This is a genomic window from Natrinema altunense (assembly GCF_000731985.1).
In the GTDB taxonomy this organism is placed as follows: domain Archaea; phylum Halobacteriota; class Halobacteria; order Halobacteriales; family Natrialbaceae; genus Natrinema; species Natrinema altunense.
Genome location: NZ_JNCS01000014.1, coordinates 1 through 19,894 on the forward strand (window position 1 = coordinate 1; position 19,894 = coordinate 19,894).

The following is a 19,894-nucleotide window of genomic DNA, read 5'->3' on the forward strand; positions in this document are numbered from 1 at the left end:
CTACTTCCTCAACTCACCCATAACCCACGGACAGAGGTGGGTCGCTTGTAACTGAACCACTCCGCCGGGTAGAATATTTCAGTCGTGCAGGTTCCGGTGTTTATCTCTGTCTGGCAGTTCTCTTGAATGGTGGCTGGTATAATTTTGTATCTTAACTCCCAGATTCTATGGGAAAACTTCACTCCAGTAGGACTAAGTCAAGAGTATGTTCGATTATATCACTCAGCCACTCGGACCTGACTTCGAAGAAGATAGGGAAACATCGCCAACTGGCCCCACAAGACATTTCTCCAACAAGAATGGACGAACGAATATGAATCGCTATTGGGGGCCTCAAAAATGACGTGGGACTGTCGAGTGTGCGGTGCGACTGTCGATAGCGGACACAGTTGCCCCGAATGCAGCAGCGATCAGTTTGAGGGAACTGCCGCTAAGGAAGTGGTGACAGACGGCTCAGGTGTGGAGGCGGGGGCAGGAGCATCTTCCTCTGATGACGGGTATCTTCCAACACATGTGTGGGTGACGATCGCAGCGGTCGGGATTGCTCTAGTCGCAGGATACGTGGGCTACGAAATTATAAACTTACAGTGGGAGTCGCTACTTCCATTCCCAGTTATCGCCGTTCTCACGTTCGCGCTCCTCGTCCGAAAGGAGTCTCCGAGAAGGACAGTCGGAACAGGACTCTACATCATCGCGGGGCTCCTCCTTCTCTGGGTAGCCCATTACGTGGTCCGTTACTTAGATGTCTTCGTGGCCCTCGCTGGACCCAATCTCCTATTCGCCGTCGGTGCGGCAATAGTCGTCTGGATGGTTTTGTTAGCCGTCGCTATCGCTGTGTTGGGTGTGCATTTGAACCGAACTGAAGAGAAATAGATGACGACTGTTGGGAAGAGTTAGTGTTACCACTCGGATGTGTAGAGTACGTATCGACGCCAGACCTCCATCGCACCTGCAACTCGCATAACAGCGTTCCCCTGACATGATAATCATCTAGCAGCCAATTATAAAACATATTATATACTATTTTGTCGGCGTTTTCAGTTTTCGATACAGTAAGTTCTTACTGGGTGTCAATTGGGCCGATAGGTGTTTCCGTCTAACCATCCAATGTCGGTCAAGAACCGATGCGTAGTCGCGATCGTCGCTCAGCAGGCCTTGTTTCGCGGCGTCGATCCCTTTTCGGACTCGGAGCAGCGCTTATCGGTTGCGGGATTGTATCAACTAGCGCATATGAATATATTACTGTCGGCAGAAGTATGGGTGCCGAGGTTGCAAGTGATTCCAACGCACTACTCGGGATGGAGGGACTGAGCGATTCGACGGTGGACAACGTCTTTACCAACAATTCCCCATACGCGATGGATATTACACTGGACGCCGCCCCGTATGAGGACGAAAGCAAAATCAGATGGGACATCAACGACCCGGTGACCGACAGTGACAATGACAATAACCCCGTGACGTTCTCGCTGAGTGCGGGAGCCAACGCGGACGTGGCGGTCAAAGGTGACGACAAGGTGACCTTCGACGGGACTGCACTTCTCAAAGACGGCGAGGCAACCGTTGGTCGCATCGAAGTCACACGCACCATCAACGTGCCGGTCATCAACAACCTCGAACTGAGCGGGAGCGTCAGCTCCGCCGGCAACAGCGGCAAATTAACTTTCACTCTCGAAAACACCGGCGATGTCGACGTGGAATTGCGTAAAATCGGTATTATCGAGACGACGACGACCGCCGAGTACGTCAGCGGCGGCGGCAGTCTGTTCAACGCAAACGACGGGACCGAGTACGTCACCGACTGGATTCCCATCGACAACAACACGTCAGACTCAACCCAACGAGAGATGACACCGAAGCCGGTGCTGGACCACCAAAGCGACGGGGATACTGACTCGATGTCGATTACGTTCGAGTTCAATAAGTTCCGCGATCCCGATTCACGCCCGGCCAACGTGGATATGCGCGGCGAAGACGTCAAAATCGAGTTAACAGTGAAGAATTTAGAGAACGGAAGCATCGTTGGGGCGCCGGTCGATCTCTGCAACGGACGTTGTAACTTCTAAACCGAATGTCCCATGCAAGTACTCTCACACCGAACGCACGGTACTCTCCGGATTACCGCCACGTTCGTGGTCGGTGATGGCGATGACGGGGCGCAGACACAGTCGATCCGTACTCAATCTCGAGGCTCGATTTGACTCACATCTAATTCCCCATTCAAGTACGAATCACCGTCTTCGGTGATCGCATAGACGCCGTTTCCGAGATTCTTCACGAGTCCATGCGGACAGAGGTAGTCCCTGCACCGCCGGCCGAGATATTCCGCCCCGAACTTGATTCGTTCGTCGGTTTCCATTTTCGAGGGTGGGTGCGGTCCCTCTTCCCTGAGAAATTCCAAGATCCGATCATCTGCTCTGACCATCCAGTCTGCATCCAACCTCATTACCCTGCATACAGTTCTGACCGTCCTATACTCCTCGAACACACATCTCTTGTTTGTTGAAGACATACCAGATAGGTGTTTGAACAAACTATTAGTGGCTACAACTAAATGAATGTTAGATAGAGACTGTGTAAATTCGCATCTCACAGGTCAAAATCGATGGCCCGGTGTTCTAGCACCAGGCCGCAATCAGTTCCCAAACCCACTACCGGAAGCCATGCACGACGACGACCCGCGGGGCTTTGAACCCCCCGCTCGAGCAGACGAACCGGGATCAAAGCGACTCGTGGCCGATGGCGGGCGGCGGTGGCCGTCGCTTACGGCCCTCCAGCGGGACTGTCTCGAGGGGATCGCGTGCCTCGAGCGCGAGGGGGAGCCGACTCACGAAGCCGCGCTCGCCCGCGAACTCGAGCACACGTATCCGAACCTCGACGACACCCGGTTGTACCCCACGATTACGGTCCTCGTCGGTCACGCCCTCCTCGAGCGCGGGGAGCGGCGGGGCGACGGCCGGGTCGAGTATACACCAACCGACGCCGGCCGAGCCCTCTTGCGGGCGCGCATCGAACGCCTCGCCGACGCCTGCGGGCTGATTCTCGTCGATCGTGCTGACGGCACTCCCACGCGAGAAACCGACGGATGACGACCGACTCACGCGACGAGCCTCCGCGGTGTCCCGACTGCGGGGCACCGATCCCCGAACGCGATCCGCTCGTGGGCTGGTGGCTCTGTGACGATTGTTTGCTCGCCCTCGACGACGACGGGACCCAGATCGCGTGATCGAGTCCCGCCGTCACGGGTCCCCGGTCCGCGTGGGACCGTCGTCCTCGAGTCCGGCAATCCGGCGTTGTGCGTCTTCGTCGCCGTCGCCTGTCTCCCTAACGGTAACAGTGAGTGGTAATCCATCGAACAGTTAGAGCCCCGAAGCAAATCAGCTGTCACAGCCGATATCGGGTCGGTGACCTCCGAGAGATCGATTTCGTGCCGCTCGTTTTGCTACGTATCTGATACAGTAATAGTTATCAGTGTATTCTAGAGTTGTGTGGACGAATATGTCATCGGTTCATAGCAGTAAGCAGGCCGAACAGTACGCGTCCACGGTCGACATCTCGAAGGTCGCGGGGATCGCGACCGCACTCGTCGCGGTGAACATCCTGTTGATGCTCGTCGGGAGTTACACCCCGCTCGCGGACCTCGGACTCGTCCTCTTCTCGAACTACTTCGTCGGAATCGGTACCTTCGCCGTCACGATCGGCGGCGGCTTCTGGGTTTCGAATACGGGGATTGCGAAAGGGAACATGCCGATCGCAGGCGCGGGCGTAACGCTGATCCAGGTCGGCTATACGCTTCTCGGCTCGGCGATTCTCGTGATGGCACCGTCCGCGCTTCGCGTTCCGGCCCTCGCCGTTACGACGGTCATTACGGGGCTTCTCACGGCCGGCATCGTGGTAGTCGTCTTCCGTACTGATCGGTCGTTCGCGCGCTGGCAGACCTACTCCAAGGGGCTGTTCATCGCCGGGTTCGCCGCTGGCGCCGTCGGGTTTTTCATCAATCCCATGCTCATGATTTTCGCCTCCGTCCTGTTCTTCCTCGGGTTCGTTACGGACCTCACGTACGAGATCTGGGCCGTCAAGGAGAGCAGGTACGCGAGTCCGATCCGGAACGCCATCGGCATCTACGTCGCCGTGATGGGCGTCTTCATCCATATCCTGCGGCTGGTGCTGTACGTCCTCTCGATGCTCGATAACTGACTCGCCGATCCACCACCCTCCGTCCGTGAGCCGACGGTTCGGTGGTGTGCGTTCCATCGCGGTCGACTTCTCATCCAACGGTCCCCTCGATCGGGCTGGCACCCCGGTCGTCACGCTCTCTTCCAAACTCGAGGGAGAGACCACTACCCAGCCGTGACGTATCAGTTCGGACCGGCCGCAACTTATGGTCCTGCTCGAGGTACGGCAGGATCATGTTCGGACGGCGAACGCACAGTGGTCGAGAGATCGGAGGGAGGCCGTAGATGTGTACGCGATTGGTGTATCTCGGACCCGAAAACATCGTCCTCACCGGCCGGTCGATGGACTGGCACAGCGAGATCGGAACCAACGTCTGGGTCTTCCCACGCGGAATGGAGCGAACTGGCAACGTCGGCCCGGCCTCGATGGAGTGGACCGCAGCGTACGGCAGTGTCATCGCCTCCGCGTACGATCTCGCGACGACCGACGGGATGAACGAGGCAGGGCTGGTCGCGAACGTCCTGTGGCTCACCGAATCCGAGTATCCGGAGTGGAACGGCGATACGCCCGGACTCTCGATCTCGCTGTGGGCGCAGTACGTCCTCGACAACTTCGCGACGGTCGCGGAGGCGGTCGAAAAGCACCGGGACGAGGACTTCGTCGTCGTTTCCGACGAGATCCCGGACGAAGGACGGCTCGCGACCCTGCATCTATCCATATCGGACGCGACGGGTGACAGCGCCGTCCTCGAGTACGTCGACGGCGAGTTAACGATCCATCACGACCGGGAGTATCAGGTGATGACGAACTCCCCGCCGTTCGACCGGCAACTCGCACTCGACGAGTACTGGTCGGAAATCGGTGGTACAGTCCTGTTACCGGGAACGAACCGACCGGCCGACCGATTCGCCCGCGCGAGTTTCTATGTGGACGCGATCCCGCAGACACGAAACCGTCGGACCGTAACGGCGAGCGTCTTCGGTGCGATCCGCAACGTCTCCGTGCCGTACGGGATCAGCACGCCGGACGACCCACATATTTCCTCGACGCGCTGGCGGACGGTCGCCGATCACCGAGACCGACGCTACTACTTCGAGTCGGCGCTCTCGCCGAACGTCTTCTGGCTGGACCTCGACGGGATCGATTTCGACGCCGCTGCCGGGAGTCGATCGCTATCGCTCGGTGAGAATCAGACGAACGTCTTCGCTGGCGATGTCGCCAGCGAACTCGTCGAGACCGAACCGTTCGAGTTTCTCGGCGTCCCCGCTCCATCGAGTTGAGCCGAACTGCTTTCGGCGGGCACCGATACGGCCACGGCGGCGGTCACGAATGGCCGACCCGCGATGATCTCCCGTTCGGGACGGTATCGACGTCTTCTCGGAACGACAGTCGCTCGAAAAGTGCACGTGGCGAGCGAACAACAGCGAGCAGCCGGCGCGATGCCGGCTCCGGACCGATCCCGTATCTCTCGCGGCCAGTGAAGGTGCCAGCTGGCGGATACGATCGACGCTCTCAAATAGGTGGCGCTTACTACATCCGACGTATGAGTCGGACACGACCAGCGGACAGTTCGTCGGTGTTAGTCGAACGAACGGCCGGGCTGTCGGCGGCCCTCGGCGCGTTCGTCATGGTGTCGACGGCCGTCTTCACGATTACGGGAACGATGGGAATTCACAACGTCCTCGTCGGTGGGTTGACCGCGTTCCTCGCGTCGGTACACGCGTATCGAACCGGTGAACAGCGATCGCCGAGTATCGTGCTCGCGGGGATCCTCGCGGTGCTCGGCATCTGGATCGCGGTCGCGCCGACGGTCGCGTTCGGCGTCGAACGGGAACTGGTGCTCGGCATCAACGGCGTCGCGGGGGCGCTCATCGCGGTCCTCTCGCTCGCCGGCGTCTACGGCAGTATCAAGACCTCGAGCGCGAACACGACTGCCGCGTAAGGTCGCCCGCTTTTTCGTTTCGCCGCCCGATCGCCGCGTAGCGCTCGCGTCGGTTCCCGATGCGATCGTGCGGTTCGGTCGCCGAACACACCTACGCGAGGAAGAAAACGCCGATCGCGACGAGAATGAAGGCGGCTTTCAGACAGACGTTGACGACGATCACTTTCGTCCCGAACTCCGCCCCCCAGATACCGAACTGGAACGGGATCGAGCGCTTGACGGTCCCGATTGTCAGCGAGACGAGGCCGCCGACCAGCAGCGTGATCACCGCCTCGTCCGGCGTCAGCACGTCGCCGATCAGGGGCGCGACGGTGATCGCACCGGTCGTCGGGTCCACCAGCGAGACGAGGATCACCGGTACCGCCGCACTCGGCAGCCCCAGCAGGCCGGCGACCGGCTCGAGGAGCACCCCCGGATCGTCGATCCCGACCGCCGCGACCCCGTCGAGAATCCGCTCCGAGCGCGCGAGCGCGACGAAGACAAGCGAGTAGACGATCGTCAGTCGCGGGACAATCGAACGCAGCCGCTCGAGCGTACTCTCCCCGGCGGTTCGGACTTTCTCCCGGTGCGTTCGTACGTCCGCGTCGGGCGTCTCGGGTTCGACGACGCTGCGGTCGTACTCGGAGCCACGCAGGAGGACGGAGCCGGCGAGCAGGCCGACGAGCGAGATCGCAAGCGAGATGCCGGCGCGAGCGCCGACGTACATAAGTCCGACCTGGAGCCCTAGGATCGGCACGAGGACTGGACCGTAGTAGGTGAAGATGTGCTGGAGGAAGCCGAAGAACGTGTTGATGACCACGGCGATTAGCGTGGCACGATCGTCGAGGAAGCCGTCCTCACGGAACTCCGCGAGCATGCCGTACCCCGCCGTCACCGAGACGGTATTCGTCAAGATGGCGGTCCCGACCTCCGGTGGCAGGTTCGCAGGCTCCGTGAGATAGCGACCTACCCGGGCGATGACCGTGACGAGTCCGTACTCGACCGCGAGGTTGGCCAGTCCCACGCCCGCACCGATCAGAAGGGTGATGGTCAGCACGCGCGGGAGCGCTTCCTCGAGCAGCACGGAGAGGAGCGACTGCACGGGGACCCGTTCGAATTCCCGAGAGAAATGGGCGTCGGATCGGGCGATCGAGACAACCCACCGCGTCGGATCACGCTCGTCACAGCGACCGGTTTTTTCGGGCGTCTTTTCCCGCTGCCGGTCGTCGGAACGGGCATGAGCGACAGCGATGTCCACGTGGCTGCACTCTGTGGCAGTCTCCGCGCGGAGAGCCACACGCGGACCGCGCTCGAGGCCGTCCTCGACGCCGCCGCAGGGGCGGGTGCGACCACCGAACTGCTCGATCTCCGGGAGTACGAGTTACCGATCTTCGACGCGGACCGCGACCGCGAAGACGCGGGGGATGCCGAACGCCTGGCCGAGCGCGTTCGTGCGGCGGATACCATTATCCTCGGTTCGCCGATGTACCACGGCTCCTACGCCTCGCCGCTCAAGACGGCGCTCGACTACTGTGGCTTCGACGAGTTCGCGGACACGACCGTCGGGCTGCTCGCGGTCTCGGGCGGGGCCTTCCCCGTCACGGCCGTAGAGCACATGCGCTCGGTCTGTCGAGCGCTGAACGCGTGGGTGATTCCCCACGAGGCGGCGGTGCCGAACGCGAGCGCGGCGCTCGAGGACGGCGAGTTCATCGATCCGGCCCTCGAGAAACGGGTCCGAACGCTGGGTCGGCGCGCGGTCCAGTACGCGAGGATCGAACCGGACCCGGACTCCTTCGAGAGCGATCAGAACGTGGGCGCACAGGGGAAGTGAGCGCGTCGTCAGGGATCGAGCGCGCGCTGCAATCGGCGCTGGTGGGCGAAAGCGCTCGAGAGAGCAAAGACGAGGATTCCGACGTGCAGGGCGGTGATTTCGACGACGACCGTCGTGAGCCCCAGCGAGAGCGGCGGTGAGGAGAGTCCCCCGTCGAAAAACCAGGCCGTCGTGAGCAGGACCGATGCGCCGGCGGCCAGCACCAGTCCCGGGACGACCGTCGCCCCGTCGCCCGGCCGCGGTCGAAACGCGCGGCGCTCGAGGGCGAACTGTCCGGTGAGGATGCCCGCGAGAACGGCCGTTCCGACGGCGATACCGACGCCCCCTCCGATCAGTTCGGCGACGAACAGCCAGCCGATCCAGCCGGCCGTCAGCACGAGCGCCGCACCGAGCCGGATTGGTTCCACGAGGGTCTCGAGGTCGGTAACCGTCGCACCGAAGACGCCCGTTCTGAGCAGCGCCCCGCAGAAGAGAACGCCCAGCCCCGCCAGCGCGGTCGCCGTCGTCCGCGAGCCGACCACGAGACCGAACCAGAGCCCGACGCCGACGGTCTCGAGGGCCGCAGCCGAGAGCGCTGCGGTGACGCCGACGACGCGCCGTCGCGTCGTTCGGCCGAGCACCTCCGGCTGGCGGATGACGCTCATATCACGATCGGTTTCCGCCCGATCCCTTTCGTTATGGAAGGCGTTCTCCCGATCGAGCGGCGACGCGCCGCGTCGAGACGATCTTATACCGCGGGAAGCCCCCGGTTTATCGATCGCGACGGGTGCTCGATCGGGACGAACGGCCGCCGAAAACCGCGGCTCGCGATGGTCGTCGGAGCCGCGGCGGCGCGGCGGTAGAGTGGTGTTGGCCGCCCCGCCGCAGTGAGTAACGGCTGAATACGCCGCGCCGGAGCCGGGCGGCTCACGGAAACGGGGAATAGAACTATGTACGGCGGTGTGGTCGTGGCGGATTAATGCCCGAGATGGAACAACAAGACGACACGTTGTCGGAACTCCTCGTCAAGGAAGCGGTCACTAAGGGGATGGAATCGCCGATGCGCGAGTCGATTCTCGAGGCCGTCGAGGAAGCGGACGGCTCCAGTTCCGGCGGCCGCCTGCCGCTTGCGGGGGCGCTGTTCGGCCTCGGTGCGGCCGTCGGTTTTCTGGTTGGGCGGCAGTCGCCCGAACTCGAGGAGTCGCCGATCGAGGAGCTAGCGGAACCGAAACTCATCGAAGACGTAATGGAAACGCCCGACGAATCGACCGAGACGACATCCAAAATGCCCAGTGAATCCGAGGAGACCGAAGACGGATCTCGTTCGCGACTCCCGAAACTCCTCCTGGCGGTCGGTGCCGTCGTAGGGGCCGTGGTGCTCCGGCGTCGCCTCTCGTCCAGCGAGGAAGAGGAGTGGGAGCCGATCGAGGAGTTCGAACCGGCGACGAGCGGGGAGATCGACGACGAGGACGAAGCCGAATCGGAGATCGAAACGGCCGAGAGCGAGGAGACCGACGAGGAAACGGAGGAGTAGCGATCACCGCCGGTGGGCGTACCGTAGCAGACCTGTTTTGGCGCGGGCTCGTCGCGTTTCCGGACCGGTGTCCCGTTGTCGCGTCGCGTCCGTGCCGTCGTCTCGGGACCGCCGTGTCTCCCGCCTGCGGCTCGAGCCGTCGCCTTGACGAAGGAGATAAGGGAGCCACGCCGACAGTGTGAGCCAATGGAGACGACCCATCGCGTGTTCGTCGGCGACTCCCGGGATCTCTCGGCAGTCGACGACGAGTCCGTCGAACTCGTCGTGACCTCCCCGCCGTATCCGATGATCGAAATGTGGGACGACCTGTTTACCGAACTCGATCCCGCGATCGGCGACGCGCTGGCAGCCGGGGACGGCTACGACGCCTTCGAGGCGATGCACGCCCAACTCGAGTGCGTCTGGGACGAACTCGAGCGCGTCCTGGTCGACGGCGGGATCGCCTGCATCAACGTCGGCGACGCGACCCGGTCGGTCGACGGCAGCTTCCGCGTTTATCCGAATCACGCGCGCGTGCTCGAGGCCTTCGAGGAGCGAGGGTTCGAACCGCTTCCGGACGTGCTCTGGCGAAAGCCGGCAAACAGCGCGGCCAAGTTCATGGGCAGCGGGATGATCCCGCCGAACGCCTACGTCACGCTGGAACACGAGTACATTCTGGTCTTCAGGAAGGGAGCTCGGAGCCGCGAGTTCGAACCGCGGGCCGACCGGCGCTACGAGGCCGCCTATTTCTGGGAGGAACGCAACCGCTGGTTTACCGACGTCTGGACCGACGTAACCGGCGAGCTACAGTCGATCGACGGGTCGGCCGACGACGACCTCCGCGAGCGGTCCGCGGCCTACCCGCTCGAGATCCCCTATCGGCTGATCTGTATGTACTCGGCCTACGGCGACACCGTCCTCGACCCGTTCTGGGGCACGGGAACGACCACGCTGGCGGCGATGTGTGCCGGTCGGCACTCCGTCGGCTCCGAACTCGAGGGCGCCTTCCTCGCGGTGTTCGACGACGGCGTCGACGAGGTGCCGGCGCTGTCGCGGTCGGTCGGTCGTGCGCGCCTCGAGCGCCACCGGTCGTTCGTCGACCGCCGACGAGACGAGGGGACGGGATTCGAGTACGAGGCCGACTACTACGACACCCCGGTCGTCACCAAGATGGAACGCGGGATTCGTCTGCGCGAGGTGCGCGCCGTCGACGGGATCGAGGACGGCTACCGAGTCGAGCACGCGCCGCTTTCCCTCGAGTGAGCCGCACCTGAGCCGACGCGGGCTTTTTATTCGTTCCCGTTTACGCAACACTATGACCTGCGGTCTCGAGGACGGTGAGACGACCCCGGTCCGAGTCCTCCCGGTCGGCTCCTCCGAGTGGATGCAGGGGGCGACGGCGGGGCTCGCCGACGAATCGGTAGCCGTGATGGACGCGGTCCCGACCCTAGCCGACCTCGCCGACGATCGGCTCGACGAGGTCGATTGCGTCCTGACCGACGACCAGGACGTTCTCGGTATCGTCGGCGAGGCCGCTCCCGTCGTCTATGCCGCCGATCCGACCCGCATCGAGTCGCTCGACGACCTCCGTGGCGATCCCGACGTGATCGCCAAGACGACGATTCAGGAGCCGGCGATCCTGGTTCGGCGGCTCCGGCGGGCGGTCGAGTTCGCCGCGATACGGCGATCGAAGACGCGGCAGGCGGAGTGGTACCAGACGCTGATCGAACAGTCGTCCGATCTCCTGCTCGTCGTCGACACCGACGGCGAGATTACGTACATCAGTCCGTCGGTCGAGCGCGTCGGCGGGTTCGAGACGGACGAACTCTGCGGCAACGACATCCTCGAGCACGTCCACCCCGACGACAGCCAGTCGGTGGCCGACGAGTTCGACGCCATCCGCGCGGCCGACTGCGGAACGACGCGGACCATCGAATACACGTGCCAACATTCCGATGGGTACTGGTACGTCCACGAAGCCGTTCTGACGAATCGACTCGATGACGGTATCGTCGATGGCATCGTCGCCTCGATTCGGGATATCACCGAGCACCACCGCATCGAACAGGAGCTAGACGAGTCGTTCAAACGGGTTACCGACGCGTTCTACGCCCTCGACGGGGACTGGCGGTTCACGTACGTCAACGACCGCGCCCTCGAGCACCTCGATTTCACCAGGTCCGATCTGCTCGGTCGGCGGATACTCGACGTGTTCCCGGAGTTGGAAGGAACGATATTCCAGCGCGAAGCGCTCGAAGCGATGGAGCACCAGGAACGCCGCACGTTCGAGGGGTATCTGGAGCGCTGTGACAGCTGGATCGAGGCCCGTCTCTATCCGTCGCCGGCGGGGCTCTCCGTCTACTGGCAGGACGTGACCGAGCGCGTCGAACGGGAACGGGACTTGACCGAACGGACGGAACGCCTGCAGACCCTCGTCGAGAACGTCCCGGTCGTGTTGTTCGTCCTCGACGACGAGGGAACGTTCACGCTCTCGGAGGGACGCGGGCTCACGAACCTCGGGTTCGACTCGACCGACATCGTTGGGCAGTCCTTTACCGACCTGCTTGCGGAGTATCCGGACGCCCGTGCCGACATCCGGGCGGCGCTCGAGGGGGAGGCGGTCCACTCGCAGCGACCGCTCGGGGACCGGGTCTTCGAGGCGTGGTATCGGCCGATCACGGACGACGGCGGGGCCGTCGATCGGGTTCTCGGCGTCGCGAACGACGTCACCGAACGGGTGCAGTACCAGGAGACGCTCAACGCGTTACACGAGGCGACCAGCCATCTGCTGAGCGTCGATTCGAAGGAGGCAGCCTCCGAGTACATCATCGACGTCGCGACCGACGTACTGGGCCTCGACAGCGTCGTCTACCGGTACGACGACCAGCACAACGAACTCGTCGCCGAGGCGCGTTCGCCGACCCTCGAGCCCGCGCTCGATCCGCCATCGCGGCTCCGGCCCGACGAAAGCATCGCCTGGGAGGCGTTCGTTACCGGCGAATCGGCCGTCTACGACGATATCAGCGGCAAACACAACGTCTACGACGAGGCGACGGCCGCACGGAGCGGGCTCTACGTTCCGCTTGGCGAACACGGGGTACTGGTCGCCCTGTCGACTGCCGCCGGCGAGTACGACGAGGACACCGTCGAACTCGTTCAGTTGTTCGCGGCGACGGCGGAAGCCGCGCTCGATCGAATCGGTCGGACGCGCCGACTCCACGACCGTGAGCACGAACTCAAGCGGCAAAACAGACACCTCGAGCGACTCAACGCCGCCAACGAGGTGCGCCAGGAGATCGAACAGCACCTCCTGCTGGCCGACTCCCGAGCCGAGATCGAACGCGGCGTTCCCGAGCGTCTCGCGGACCTCGAGTCGTGCTCGCTGGCCTGGATCGGCGAGCCGGACCCGAGCGGGAACGAACTCCGGTCGCGATCCCGCGCCGGGTCAGATCGGGGATATCTCGATGCCGTTGCGGTGACGACGGTCGCCGAGTCGGCCGCCGAACCGACGGGACGGGCGGCTCGCACGCGGGATCCGGTCTACGTCGACAACGTCGCCGAGTCGATCCACGACGGCGAGTGGCGGGGCGAGGCACTGTCGCGAAACTTCCAGTCCGCGTACGCAGTGCCGCTCGTCTACGACGGCTTCCTCTACGGCGTCCTGTCGATCTACGGCGAGGAACGGAACGCGTTCGACGAGACGCTGCGGTCGATGCTGGCCGAACTCGGCGAAACCATCGCCTACGCGATCGACGCCGTCAAACGAAAGAACGCGCTCGTCGGCGACGACCACACCGAAGTCGAACTCGAGATCGCCGCCGACGCGACCCTGTGTCGGCTCGCGGACGTGCTCGACGATGCACTCACGTACGAGGGTGCAACGAGACGGGCCGACGGGTCGCAGATCGTTTTCGTCGCCGTCGAGGACCCGGCGGACGATCCCGCGGTGACCGTCGATCGGTCCGCGATCGACGGGGTCGCCGCGGTGTCGACGATCGCCGAGCACGAGGACGAGATGCTCCTCCAGGTACGACTGACTGAGCCCTTCCTCGGCTCGATCGTCGATGCCCACGGAGCCCGGTTGCGGGAACTCGGTGCGGACCCCTCCGGCGGGCGTGCGATCATCGACGTTCCGGAGACGGCCGAGGTCCGCGATGTCCTCTCGGGTATCTCTCGAAGCGGTCCGGCGGTGTCGCTGGTCGCTCGACGCGAAGAGTCGACCGCGAACCGGTCGACGCTCGGCGGCCCCGCGCGCAGCACCCTGCTCGAGCGACTCACCGATCGACAGCACGAGGTCGTCCAGACGGCCTACCACGGCGGGTTCTTCGAGTGGCCCCGGCGGGCCAACGGCGAAGAGATCGCCTCGTCGCTCGGCATCTCGTCGCCCGCCTTCCACAAGCACGTTCGGTCCGCCGAACGGAAACTGTTCGCGGCGCTGTTCGAGGGATCGACCACGACGGGGGTTAACTGATTAACCACCTCAATCGGCAGTCATTACACAGTTAACGATCAGGCTCTTTGCGACAACTCGTGAACGGATGGGTAGCTTCCCACGGACGTACTGGGGATACGTATTACCAATGACTGAAATGAGTTCACGATCACCATCGACGGCGATGGAGGATCACTATTCGGTGCAGTACGATCGACTCGACGACGAACCGCTAAGCGTTGCCGTAGCGGACGCCGTCGCAACGTTCCGCGACGAAGCCGTTACCGAACTCGAGCCGCTCCATTACTCGATCAACGCCGACGCGCTCGAGCGACTGTTCGAACCCCGGGCGAATGGACTTCGATCCGACGGATCGGTCACGTTCGAGTACAGCGACTGTCTGGTCACTGTCACTGCGGACGGCGAGATTCGCGTCGAATCCGCGTAACGTTTCTCCGAGTGTCGTTGGAGCGGCTACGCACGCGACGACTTCCTGGGGTCCGCGACGAAACCGATCACCGACCCGAACCGCTGCCAGCGGACGACGAGCAGAGACGCTGCACAGCCGCGGAGCGGAACGGCCGATACCGCCGTCCCACCGACCACCAGTAGCCTCACGGGCCCGAATCACGGCAACTATTACCGATACAGTGTCTAGCTAACTTTTATTCAAACATTCGAGTATACTTATATTTTGGGTGGTGCGTTCAGATCCGGAATGTCGCTGGCTCTATTTATACGACTAGCGAGTCGAGAGGGAGATGCAATGGTTCCCGACTCACTCCGTACTGCGCTGATCGCAGTCACCCTCGGATCGCTGCTCGTTCTCTCGAGCGTAGCGACCGGGGCGGGCGCGATCGCCAGCCAGCCCACAACTGTCGAACAGCCCACGCAAGCGCCGCAGTCGACGGCGACGGACGCCGCCGATTCACCGCCCGCCGACGGTGAGGTCGTCGAGACGTTCACGGACCGCATGTCCTCGCTGGACACGGTCGTGATGACCTACGAAATGAACATGACGTTCGATAGCAACCGGACGTCGTCCGTCGAAAATCGACTGTGGATCGATGTCGAGAACGACCGCGTTCGGACGGAAACCAACTCCGAGCGGATGGAAACGATCACCGTCAGGAACGACAGCGAGACGGTAACCTACGACGTCGAGAACAACCAGGTCAGCCGGTTCGATCGCACCGGCGAGACGGGTCTCCAGACATCGATCGACCGACTCGTCACTGAAAACGAATTCACCTACGAAGGGCAAGAGACGATCGACGGCGAGGAGACCTATCGCCTGGCCGTGACCCCGACGGAAACCGATACGATGGCTGACTCCACCGACACGACTCTCTGGCTCGATACGGACACCTACTTCCCCACCAAACTGGCACACGACGCCAGCGGCGAGAACTACGAGTACGAGATGGTCGTGGATATCCAAAACGTCAGCCTGAACGAGCCGATCGCCGACGACCGGTTCACGATCGACATCCCAGCGGACGCGGAAACGCTGGACAACTCGCTGCCCGATCGAACGACCTACGATTCGCTCTCCGAGCTCCGGGCGAACGCGACGCAGTCGGTGCCCTCGCCTGCCGTTCCCGAAGGATACCATTTCGCGGAGGGGAGCATCATCGAAAACACCGATTTCTCGATGGTCTCGCTCCAGTACGTGACTGACGGCGACGACGTGTTCCACGTCACGAAACGCCAGAGCAGCGCGACCGACGACAACTACGACGAGATCGACAGATACGAAGCAGTCGAGATCGGCGATCACACCGGTTATTATGCGGAATTCGAATACGAGGGGACCGCCACGTCCGTCCTGAACGTGAACTGTGACTCCACCAAATACAGCGTCTCCGGTGACCTCTCGAAGGAGGAGAGCATCGAGGTTGCCGAGTCGGTCACGTGCGAGTGAACTCCCATGTAACTCGCTATCGCATCCAGCAGCCAGCGACGACGCTCGACCGCCGCACCTGCTGACCGCCGCTCGTTTTTCCACTAAACGTAAGCGGATCGACGTTGAACCCGAACCCGTGATTAGTCGAATACTCGTCCCGACCGACGGAAGCGACCCTGCGAGGGCGGCCCTCGAGCACGCGCTGGCTATCGCCGCCGAACGGGACGCGACGGTCCAGTTGCTCTACGTCGCCGACACGAACGAGCCGAGTTTGACCCGACTCGGCACCGATGTCGTCGATGCCCTCGAGCTAGAGGGGGCGGACATCCTCGACGACGCCGCCGCGTTGGCGGCGGACCGGGGCGTGTCCGTCGCGACGAACGTCGTGCAGGGTGACCCGCGAACCGTGATCGCCGACTATGCCACCACGAACGAGTTCGACCTCGTCGTGATGGGTGCCCACGGGCGACGCGGCATCAGTGAATACGTCCTCGGGAGCACTACGGACGCCGTCGTCAACCAGTGCTCGGTCCCCGTCGTGACCGTTCGCGCGGCCGAGGACGCGACGCGGACGTACCCCTACACCGACGTGCTCGTCCCGACCGACGGGAGCGACCACGCGGGGGCGGCATTGGAGGTGGGCTCTGCGCTCGCCGAACGCCACGGCGCGACGTTACACCTGCTGTCGGTCGTCGACGAACTGCCGGAGGTGATCGATGCGGGATCGACGTCGCTCCCCGAACAACTCGAGGAGAACGTACAGGGGGTGCTCGACGAGGCCAAAGCGACCGCTCGACGAGCGGGCGTCGACGAGATCAAGACCACCATTCGAACCGGGTCGGTCCCGCGAGAAATCGCGTCGTACGCCGACGGGGAGGGGATCGACCTCGTTGTGATGGGGACCCACGGTCACACCGGACTCGACCGTCACCTCCTCGGGAGTTTCACCGAGCGCGTGATCCGGACGTCGCCGGTACCAGTCCTCACCACGAGAGAGGCCGAAGTGGACGACTGACTGCGCCGGGCGGGATCGTCAATGCCGATCGGTCGCCGGACGCGACTGTCAGGAGTTGCAAACGACGAACAATGCTACCCCGGACGACGGGGGAGTAGGGAGTGAGATGTTTGCCCGATCGCACGCCGCGCTCGCTCGCGCCGGCTCGCACCTCTCGCGAAATCGACTCCGGGTCGCGTTCGTCGTTGTGATCCTCCTCTCGGCGGCCGCGGTCGCCGCCGCGTCCACGAACAGTCTCTCGACGGCGTCGGCTGAGGACGTTCCGGACGCGCCGCCGACGGGGAACCACACGGTCGTCACCGAGTCGGGCCGGGCGGGAACGATCACCGCGTACGCGCCGGACGGCGAGGTCAGTTATTACAATAACACGCGGACGAAGTACTTCGACGCCGACCCGGTCGAGGGCGAACCGCTGACCGTCGAGTACACCGCGACGGACACGATCCACACCGCGGGACCGACCTGTTCCGATCCGCCCTGTGCGCTGAACGTCATCGAGCGTGCGAACCTCTCGACCGGCGAAGTCGACGTGCTCTACGAGCGCTACGACTACAAGGAGACCGCCGGCGAGTGGCACGACGCGGATCGCATCAACGAGACCCACGTCGTCGTCGCCGACATCGTCGCGGATCAGGTGTTCGTCGTGAACACCGAGACGGAAATCGTCGAGTGGCTCTGGGACGCCCAAAGCGACTTCCCCGTCGAGGGTGGCGGCGGGTACCCCGGCGACTGGGCGCATATCAACGATGTCGAGTACATCGAACGCGGCGAGATGGCGGGCCGGATCATGGCTAGCCTGCGCAATCAGGATCAGGTCGTCTTCCTCGACCGGCAGGAGGGACTTCTCGAGGACTGGACGCTCGGTGCCGAAGACGAGTACGACATCCAGTACGAGCAGCACAATCCCGACTACATCCCCGAGAGTCGCGGCGGGCCGGCCATCGTCGTCGCCGACTCCGAGAACGGCCGCGTACAGGAGTTCCAGCGCGAAAACGGCGCGTGGACCCGCACTTGGGAGTGGGCAGACGACCGGATGCAGTGGCCGCGAGACGCCGACCGCTTACCGAACGGGAACACGCTCGTCACCGACACGCACGGCAACCGCGTCATGGAAATCGACGATACCGGCGAGATCGTCTGGCAGGTCGAATCCACGCTCCCCTACGACGCCGAACGCCTCGAGACCGGCGCGGAGAGTGCGGGCGGGCACAGCGCCCGGGAACTCGGCCTCGAGTCGCGGACGGAAACTGGGGGCGACGACGACGGCGGGGATGTCCTCGGGATCGATCCGCTCGGCGTTCTGGGGGAGTTCATTCGGTCGGTACTCCCCCACCGGATCTACAACGCCCTCCTTTTTGCGACGCCGGTCTGGATGGGACCCTCGGAGTTCGCGGTGGGCGCCATCGGGATCCTGACGGGACTGCTCTGGGCTGGGCTCGAGGTCAGGTGGCAACTCCGCGACGCCGGGATCGGGTTTCGGCTGCCGGTTTATCGGGAGGGCGACTGAGGCCACGGGGGCGGCGAGTCGGGTCCCGTTCCGCCGTCGAGGAGGCCACGAAAAGGGAACCGGAAGCCTTTCGTTTTTCCTGTCTGTCAAGCGGGGCATGCACCGTCGCCAGGTCCTCGCAAGCGGGGCGGTCTGCCTCGCAGTCCCGATCGCCGGTTGCGGCCATCCGGCCGTCGTCCTCGATATGGACGACGCGACGGCGGACGAAATCGCGGATACGGTTTCGATAACGGCCGAACCCGGTTCGGAGGAGTACACGCTCGTGTCGGCCGCCAGCGAGAACGGTTCGGCCGTGCGGAGGGGGCGGTCCGAACTGTTCGACCGCACCGACACGGTCCGGATCGACGACTCCTTTTACGACGTCTCGGAGACGCGACTCGAGAGCGAGCCGGTGACGGTCTACGAGGTTCGCATCGATTTCGACCCGGTCGATTCGACGACGGAACTCGGTGCAATCGACTACGACGACCTCCCCGACGTGGATCGCCAGCGACTCGCCCCGATCGTCTCGGCAACTGACCCACCCAATCAGGACGGCGACGACATGGGCGTCGACTACGGAACGGCGGCGGATGTCGGGACCGAGTCGGTGTTCGTTCCGAAGCAGCAGTACGACATCGTCGTCCACGACGGGAGTCGGTATCGGGTTACGGTCGATTCACGAACCACCACCGAGACCGAGTACCGATACGAGGTGACCGACGTCGTGTCCGGCGTCGACCCGTTCGCCGATCGCGTTCGAGCGCGGTACCTGTTCACGCTCGCGGGCCTCTCCGACGCCGAACGCGCGGTCGTCGAGGAGGCGATCGGCGAGGGCTACTTCGAGGACGACGATGCCTTCCGGTCGGTGGTCGATCGGATTCGAGAGCACGAGGGCATTCGCGAGGATGAGTTCTACGGTACCTGGCTCCTCGAGTACGACGGCGTCGAGTATCTCACCTATGCCGAATGGTAGCTACCGGCGATGTTCGAACCCGTTCTCTTGCCCGCTTCGTTCCGTCTCGTTTTCGGTCGATCCGCCCACCGCCCTCGAGAAATCGCGGTTCCGTCGCCGGGCGCCGGGCCCAGACGCGGTCCCGATGCCGTCAGACGAGGAGATAGCCGCCGAGTAGGTAGAGGGCCGCGAGGATCGACTGGAACGACAGCGAGCCGGCCGCCGACAGCACGAGAAACGAGCGCCGGTCCATCTCGGAGAGGCCGGCGGGGACGGTGAGCAGCCCCCGGACGAACAGCAGCGTATTGCTCACCGGCACGGCCAGCGGACCCCAGCGGTCGAACCAGCCGTCGAACCGCTCGAGCCGCGACTCGGTGATCGGGACCCAGCGCGTCCGGAGGGCGTACTCCCGGCCCGCCCGTCGGACGACCCCGAACAGGAGGAGTTGTCCGACCGTCGTCCCGACGACCGCGAGGACGACGATCGCGACGGCCTCGACGATCGACGACCCGATCAGCGCCAGCGCAGCCGGGACGACGAGTTCGCTCGGCATGAACCGCAACAACATCGCGCCCTCGAGGACGCAGATCCCGAACAACACCACGAACCCCAGCTCCGACGTGAACAGCGACTCGAGCCAGTCCGGCGTCTCCGTTAGTTGTAGCGGGACCATGCCAGTC

Annotated in this window: 20 protein-coding genes; 16 read left to right on the forward strand and 4 right to left on the reverse strand. The window is 63.5% G+C overall.

The annotated features are described in order from the left end of the window. Nucleotides 1–339: 339 nt before the first annotated feature. A complete protein-coding gene (locus tag ALTAJ2_RS19300; protein ID WP_144240269.1) occupies nucleotides 340–873 on the forward strand; it encodes a hypothetical protein in 534 nt (177 codons plus the stop codon). A 383-nt stretch (nucleotides 874–1,256) separates the two neighbouring features. Then, on the forward strand, nucleotides 1,257–2,066 hold the full coding sequence (locus tag ALTAJ2_RS17190; RefSeq protein ID WP_144240270.1) for a hypothetical protein: 810 nt from the start codon (nucleotides 1,257–1,259) through the stop codon (nucleotides 2,064–2,066). A gap of 113 nt (nucleotides 2,067–2,179) precedes the next feature. Here the strand turns inward: ALTAJ2_RS17190 and ALTAJ2_RS17195 are convergent, their stop codons facing one another. Next, nucleotides 2,180–2,512 carry a MarR family transcriptional regulator gene (locus tag ALTAJ2_RS17195; protein WP_338041748.1) on the reverse strand — a complete coding sequence of 111 codons (333 nt, stop codon included), beginning with the start codon at nucleotides 2,510–2,512 and terminating at the stop codon, nucleotides 2,180–2,182. A 151-nt stretch (nucleotides 2,513–2,663) separates the two neighbouring features. Here ALTAJ2_RS17195 and ALTAJ2_RS17200 point away from each other — a divergent pair, with 151 nt between their 5' ends. The 5 genes from ALTAJ2_RS17200 to ALTAJ2_RS17215 all read left to right on the forward strand — a co-directional run bounded on the left by ALTAJ2_RS17200 (nucleotide 2,664) and on the right by ALTAJ2_RS17215 (nucleotide 6,118). Next, nucleotides 2,664–3,089, forward strand: coding sequence for a helix-turn-helix domain-containing protein (locus ALTAJ2_RS17200; RefSeq protein ID WP_007109717.1), 426 nt, complete (start codon nucleotides 2,664–2,666; stop codon nucleotides 3,087–3,089). Beyond that, nucleotides 3,086–3,226: a hypothetical protein gene (locus tag ALTAJ2_RS19860; RefSeq protein WP_007109716.1), complete on the forward strand. Its 141-nt coding sequence runs from the start codon at nucleotides 3,086–3,088 to the stop codon at nucleotides 3,224–3,226. Before ALTAJ2_RS17200 ends, ALTAJ2_RS19860 begins: the two co-directional genes overlap by 4 nt. A gap of 272 nt (nucleotides 3,227–3,498) precedes the next feature. Then, nucleotides 3,499–4,197, forward strand: coding sequence for a hypothetical protein (locus tag ALTAJ2_RS17205; RefSeq protein WP_007109715.1), 699 nt, complete (start codon nucleotides 3,499–3,501; stop codon nucleotides 4,195–4,197). A 263-nt stretch (nucleotides 4,198–4,460) separates the two neighbouring features. Next, on the forward strand, nucleotides 4,461–5,456 hold the full coding sequence (locus ALTAJ2_RS17210; RefSeq protein ID WP_007109714.1) for a linear amide C-N hydrolase: 996 nt from the start codon (nucleotides 4,461–4,463) through the stop codon (nucleotides 5,454–5,456). Between the two features lie 263 nt (nucleotides 5,457–5,719). After that, nucleotides 5,720–6,118, forward strand: a complete 399-nt coding sequence (locus ALTAJ2_RS17215; protein ID WP_049900484.1) for a hypothetical protein — start codon at nucleotides 5,720–5,722, stop codon at nucleotides 6,116–6,118. 91 nt (nucleotides 6,119–6,209) lie between these two features. Here ALTAJ2_RS17215 and ALTAJ2_RS17220 read toward each other — a convergent pair whose 3' ends face one another. Then, nucleotides 6,210–7,199 carry a hypothetical protein gene (locus tag ALTAJ2_RS17220; protein WP_007109712.1) on the reverse strand — a complete coding sequence of 330 codons (990 nt, stop codon included), beginning with the start codon at nucleotides 7,197–7,199 and terminating at the stop codon, nucleotides 6,210–6,212. A gap of 135 nt (nucleotides 7,200–7,334) precedes the next feature. On the opposite strand from ALTAJ2_RS17220, the gene ALTAJ2_RS17225 reads away from it, so the two are divergent. Then, on the forward strand, nucleotides 7,335–7,928 hold the full coding sequence (locus ALTAJ2_RS17225) for an NADPH-dependent FMN reductase (RefSeq protein WP_049900546.1): 594 nt from the start codon (nucleotides 7,335–7,337) through the stop codon (nucleotides 7,926–7,928). 8 nt (nucleotides 7,929–7,936) lie between these two features. Here the strand turns inward: ALTAJ2_RS17225 and ALTAJ2_RS17230 are convergent, their stop codons facing one another. Continuing rightward, nucleotides 7,937–8,572, reverse strand: coding sequence for a hypothetical protein (locus tag ALTAJ2_RS17230; protein WP_007109710.1), 636 nt, complete (start codon nucleotides 8,570–8,572; stop codon nucleotides 7,937–7,939). Nucleotides 8,573–8,886: 314 nt separating this feature from the next. On the opposite strand from ALTAJ2_RS17230, the gene ALTAJ2_RS17235 reads away from it, so the two are divergent. The 8 genes from ALTAJ2_RS17235 (at nucleotide 8,887) to ALTAJ2_RS17270 (ending at nucleotide 19,235) form a co-directional block, all read left to right on the forward strand. After that, complete coding sequence (locus tag ALTAJ2_RS17235) at nucleotides 8,887–9,441, forward strand: hypothetical protein (RefSeq protein ID WP_007109709.1); 555 nt, start codon at nucleotides 8,887–8,889, stop codon at nucleotides 9,439–9,441. A gap of 186 nt (nucleotides 9,442–9,627) precedes the next feature. Beyond that, complete coding sequence (locus ALTAJ2_RS17240; protein WP_007109708.1) at nucleotides 9,628–10,683, forward strand: DNA-methyltransferase; 1,056 nt, start codon at nucleotides 9,628–9,630, stop codon at nucleotides 10,681–10,683. A gap of 52 nt (nucleotides 10,684–10,735) precedes the next feature. After that, nucleotides 10,736–13,891, forward strand: a complete 3,156-nt coding sequence (locus tag ALTAJ2_RS17245) for a PAS domain S-box protein (RefSeq protein ID WP_007109707.1) — start codon at nucleotides 10,736–10,738, stop codon at nucleotides 13,889–13,891. Nucleotides 13,892–14,000: 109 nt separating this feature from the next. Beyond that, nucleotides 14,001–14,300 carry a HalOD1 output domain-containing protein gene (locus ALTAJ2_RS17250; RefSeq protein WP_049900479.1) on the forward strand — a complete coding sequence of 100 codons (300 nt, stop codon included), beginning with the start codon at nucleotides 14,001–14,003 and terminating at the stop codon, nucleotides 14,298–14,300. A 318-nt stretch (nucleotides 14,301–14,618) separates the two neighbouring features. After that, a complete protein-coding gene (locus ALTAJ2_RS17255; protein ID WP_007109705.1) occupies nucleotides 14,619–15,776 on the forward strand; it encodes a DUF4367 domain-containing protein in 1,158 nt (385 codons plus the stop codon). Between the two features lie 118 nt (nucleotides 15,777–15,894). Beyond that, entirely contained in the window at nucleotides 15,895–16,773 is an 879-nt protein-coding gene (locus ALTAJ2_RS17260) for a universal stress protein (RefSeq protein ID WP_007109704.1), read from the forward strand. Between the two features lie 106 nt (nucleotides 16,774–16,879). Continuing rightward, nucleotides 16,880–18,280, forward strand: coding sequence for an aryl-sulfate sulfotransferase (locus ALTAJ2_RS17265; protein ID WP_007109703.1), 1,401 nt, complete (start codon nucleotides 16,880–16,882; stop codon nucleotides 18,278–18,280). 97 nt (nucleotides 18,281–18,377) lie between these two features. After that, nucleotides 18,378–19,235 carry a hypothetical protein gene (locus ALTAJ2_RS17270; protein WP_007109702.1) on the forward strand — a complete coding sequence of 286 codons (858 nt, stop codon included), beginning with the start codon at nucleotides 18,378–18,380 and terminating at the stop codon, nucleotides 19,233–19,235. A 130-nt stretch (nucleotides 19,236–19,365) separates the two neighbouring features. Here ALTAJ2_RS17270 and ALTAJ2_RS17275 read toward each other — a convergent pair whose 3' ends face one another. After that, nucleotides 19,366–19,887 carry a DedA family protein gene (locus ALTAJ2_RS17275; RefSeq protein ID WP_007109701.1) on the reverse strand — a complete coding sequence of 174 codons (522 nt, stop codon included), beginning with the start codon at nucleotides 19,885–19,887 and terminating at the stop codon, nucleotides 19,366–19,368. Nucleotides 19,888–19,894: the final 7 nt, after the last annotated feature.

What these genes read in the sequence shown, in the direction of transcription:
- ALTAJ2_RS17250 (WP_049900479.1), top strand. Translation starts at nt 14,001, where the DNA reads ATGACTGAAATGAGTTCACGATCACCATCGACGGCGATGGAGGATCAC.
- ALTAJ2_RS17215 (WP_049900484.1), top strand. Translation starts at nt 5,720, where the DNA reads ATGAGTCGGACACGACCAGCGGACAGTTCGTCGGTGTTAGTCGAACGA.
- ALTAJ2_RS17195 (WP_338041748.1), bottom strand. Translation starts at nt 2,512, where the DNA reads ATGTCTTCAACAAACAAGAGATGTGTGTTCGAGGAGTATAGGACGGTC.
- ALTAJ2_RS17225 (WP_049900546.1), top strand. Translation starts at nt 7,335, where the DNA reads ATGAGCGACAGCGATGTCCACGTGGCTGCACTCTGTGGCAGTCTCCGC.
- ALTAJ2_RS17235 (WP_007109709.1), top strand. Translation starts at nt 8,887, where the DNA reads ATGCCCGAGATGGAACAACAAGACGACACGTTGTCGGAACTCCTCGTC.
- ALTAJ2_RS17275 (WP_007109701.1), bottom strand. Translation starts at nt 19,887, where the DNA reads ATGGTCCCGCTACAACTAACGGAGACGCCGGACTGGCTCGAGTCGCTG.
- ALTAJ2_RS19300 (WP_144240269.1), top strand. Translation starts at nt 340, where the DNA reads ATGACGTGGGACTGTCGAGTGTGCGGTGCGACTGTCGATAGCGGACAC.
- ALTAJ2_RS17240 (WP_007109708.1), top strand. Translation starts at nt 9,628, where the DNA reads ATGGAGACGACCCATCGCGTGTTCGTCGGCGACTCCCGGGATCTCTCG.
- ALTAJ2_RS17190 (WP_144240270.1), top strand. Translation starts at nt 1,257, where the DNA reads ATGGGTGCCGAGGTTGCAAGTGATTCCAACGCACTACTCGGGATGGAG.
- ALTAJ2_RS17210 (WP_007109714.1), top strand. Translation starts at nt 4,461, where the DNA reads ATGTGTACGCGATTGGTGTATCTCGGACCCGAAAACATCGTCCTCACC.
- ALTAJ2_RS19860 (WP_007109716.1), top strand. Translation starts at nt 3,086, where the DNA reads ATGACGACCGACTCACGCGACGAGCCTCCGCGGTGTCCCGACTGCGGG.
- ALTAJ2_RS17205 (WP_007109715.1), top strand. Translation starts at nt 3,499, where the DNA reads ATGTCATCGGTTCATAGCAGTAAGCAGGCCGAACAGTACGCGTCCACG.
- ALTAJ2_RS17265 (WP_007109703.1), top strand. Translation starts at nt 16,880, where the DNA reads ATGTTTGCCCGATCGCACGCCGCGCTCGCTCGCGCCGGCTCGCACCTC.
- ALTAJ2_RS17230 (WP_007109710.1), bottom strand. Translation starts at nt 8,572, where the DNA reads ATGAGCGTCATCCGCCAGCCGGAGGTGCTCGGCCGAACGACGCGACGG.
- ALTAJ2_RS17255 (WP_007109705.1), top strand. Translation starts at nt 14,619, where the DNA reads ATGGTTCCCGACTCACTCCGTACTGCGCTGATCGCAGTCACCCTCGGA.
- ALTAJ2_RS17245 (WP_007109707.1), top strand. Translation starts at nt 10,736, where the DNA reads ATGACCTGCGGTCTCGAGGACGGTGAGACGACCCCGGTCCGAGTCCTC.
- ALTAJ2_RS17270 (WP_007109702.1), top strand. Translation starts at nt 18,378, where the DNA reads ATGCACCGTCGCCAGGTCCTCGCAAGCGGGGCGGTCTGCCTCGCAGTC.
- ALTAJ2_RS17200 (WP_007109717.1), top strand. Translation starts at nt 2,664, where the DNA reads ATGCACGACGACGACCCGCGGGGCTTTGAACCCCCCGCTCGAGCAGAC.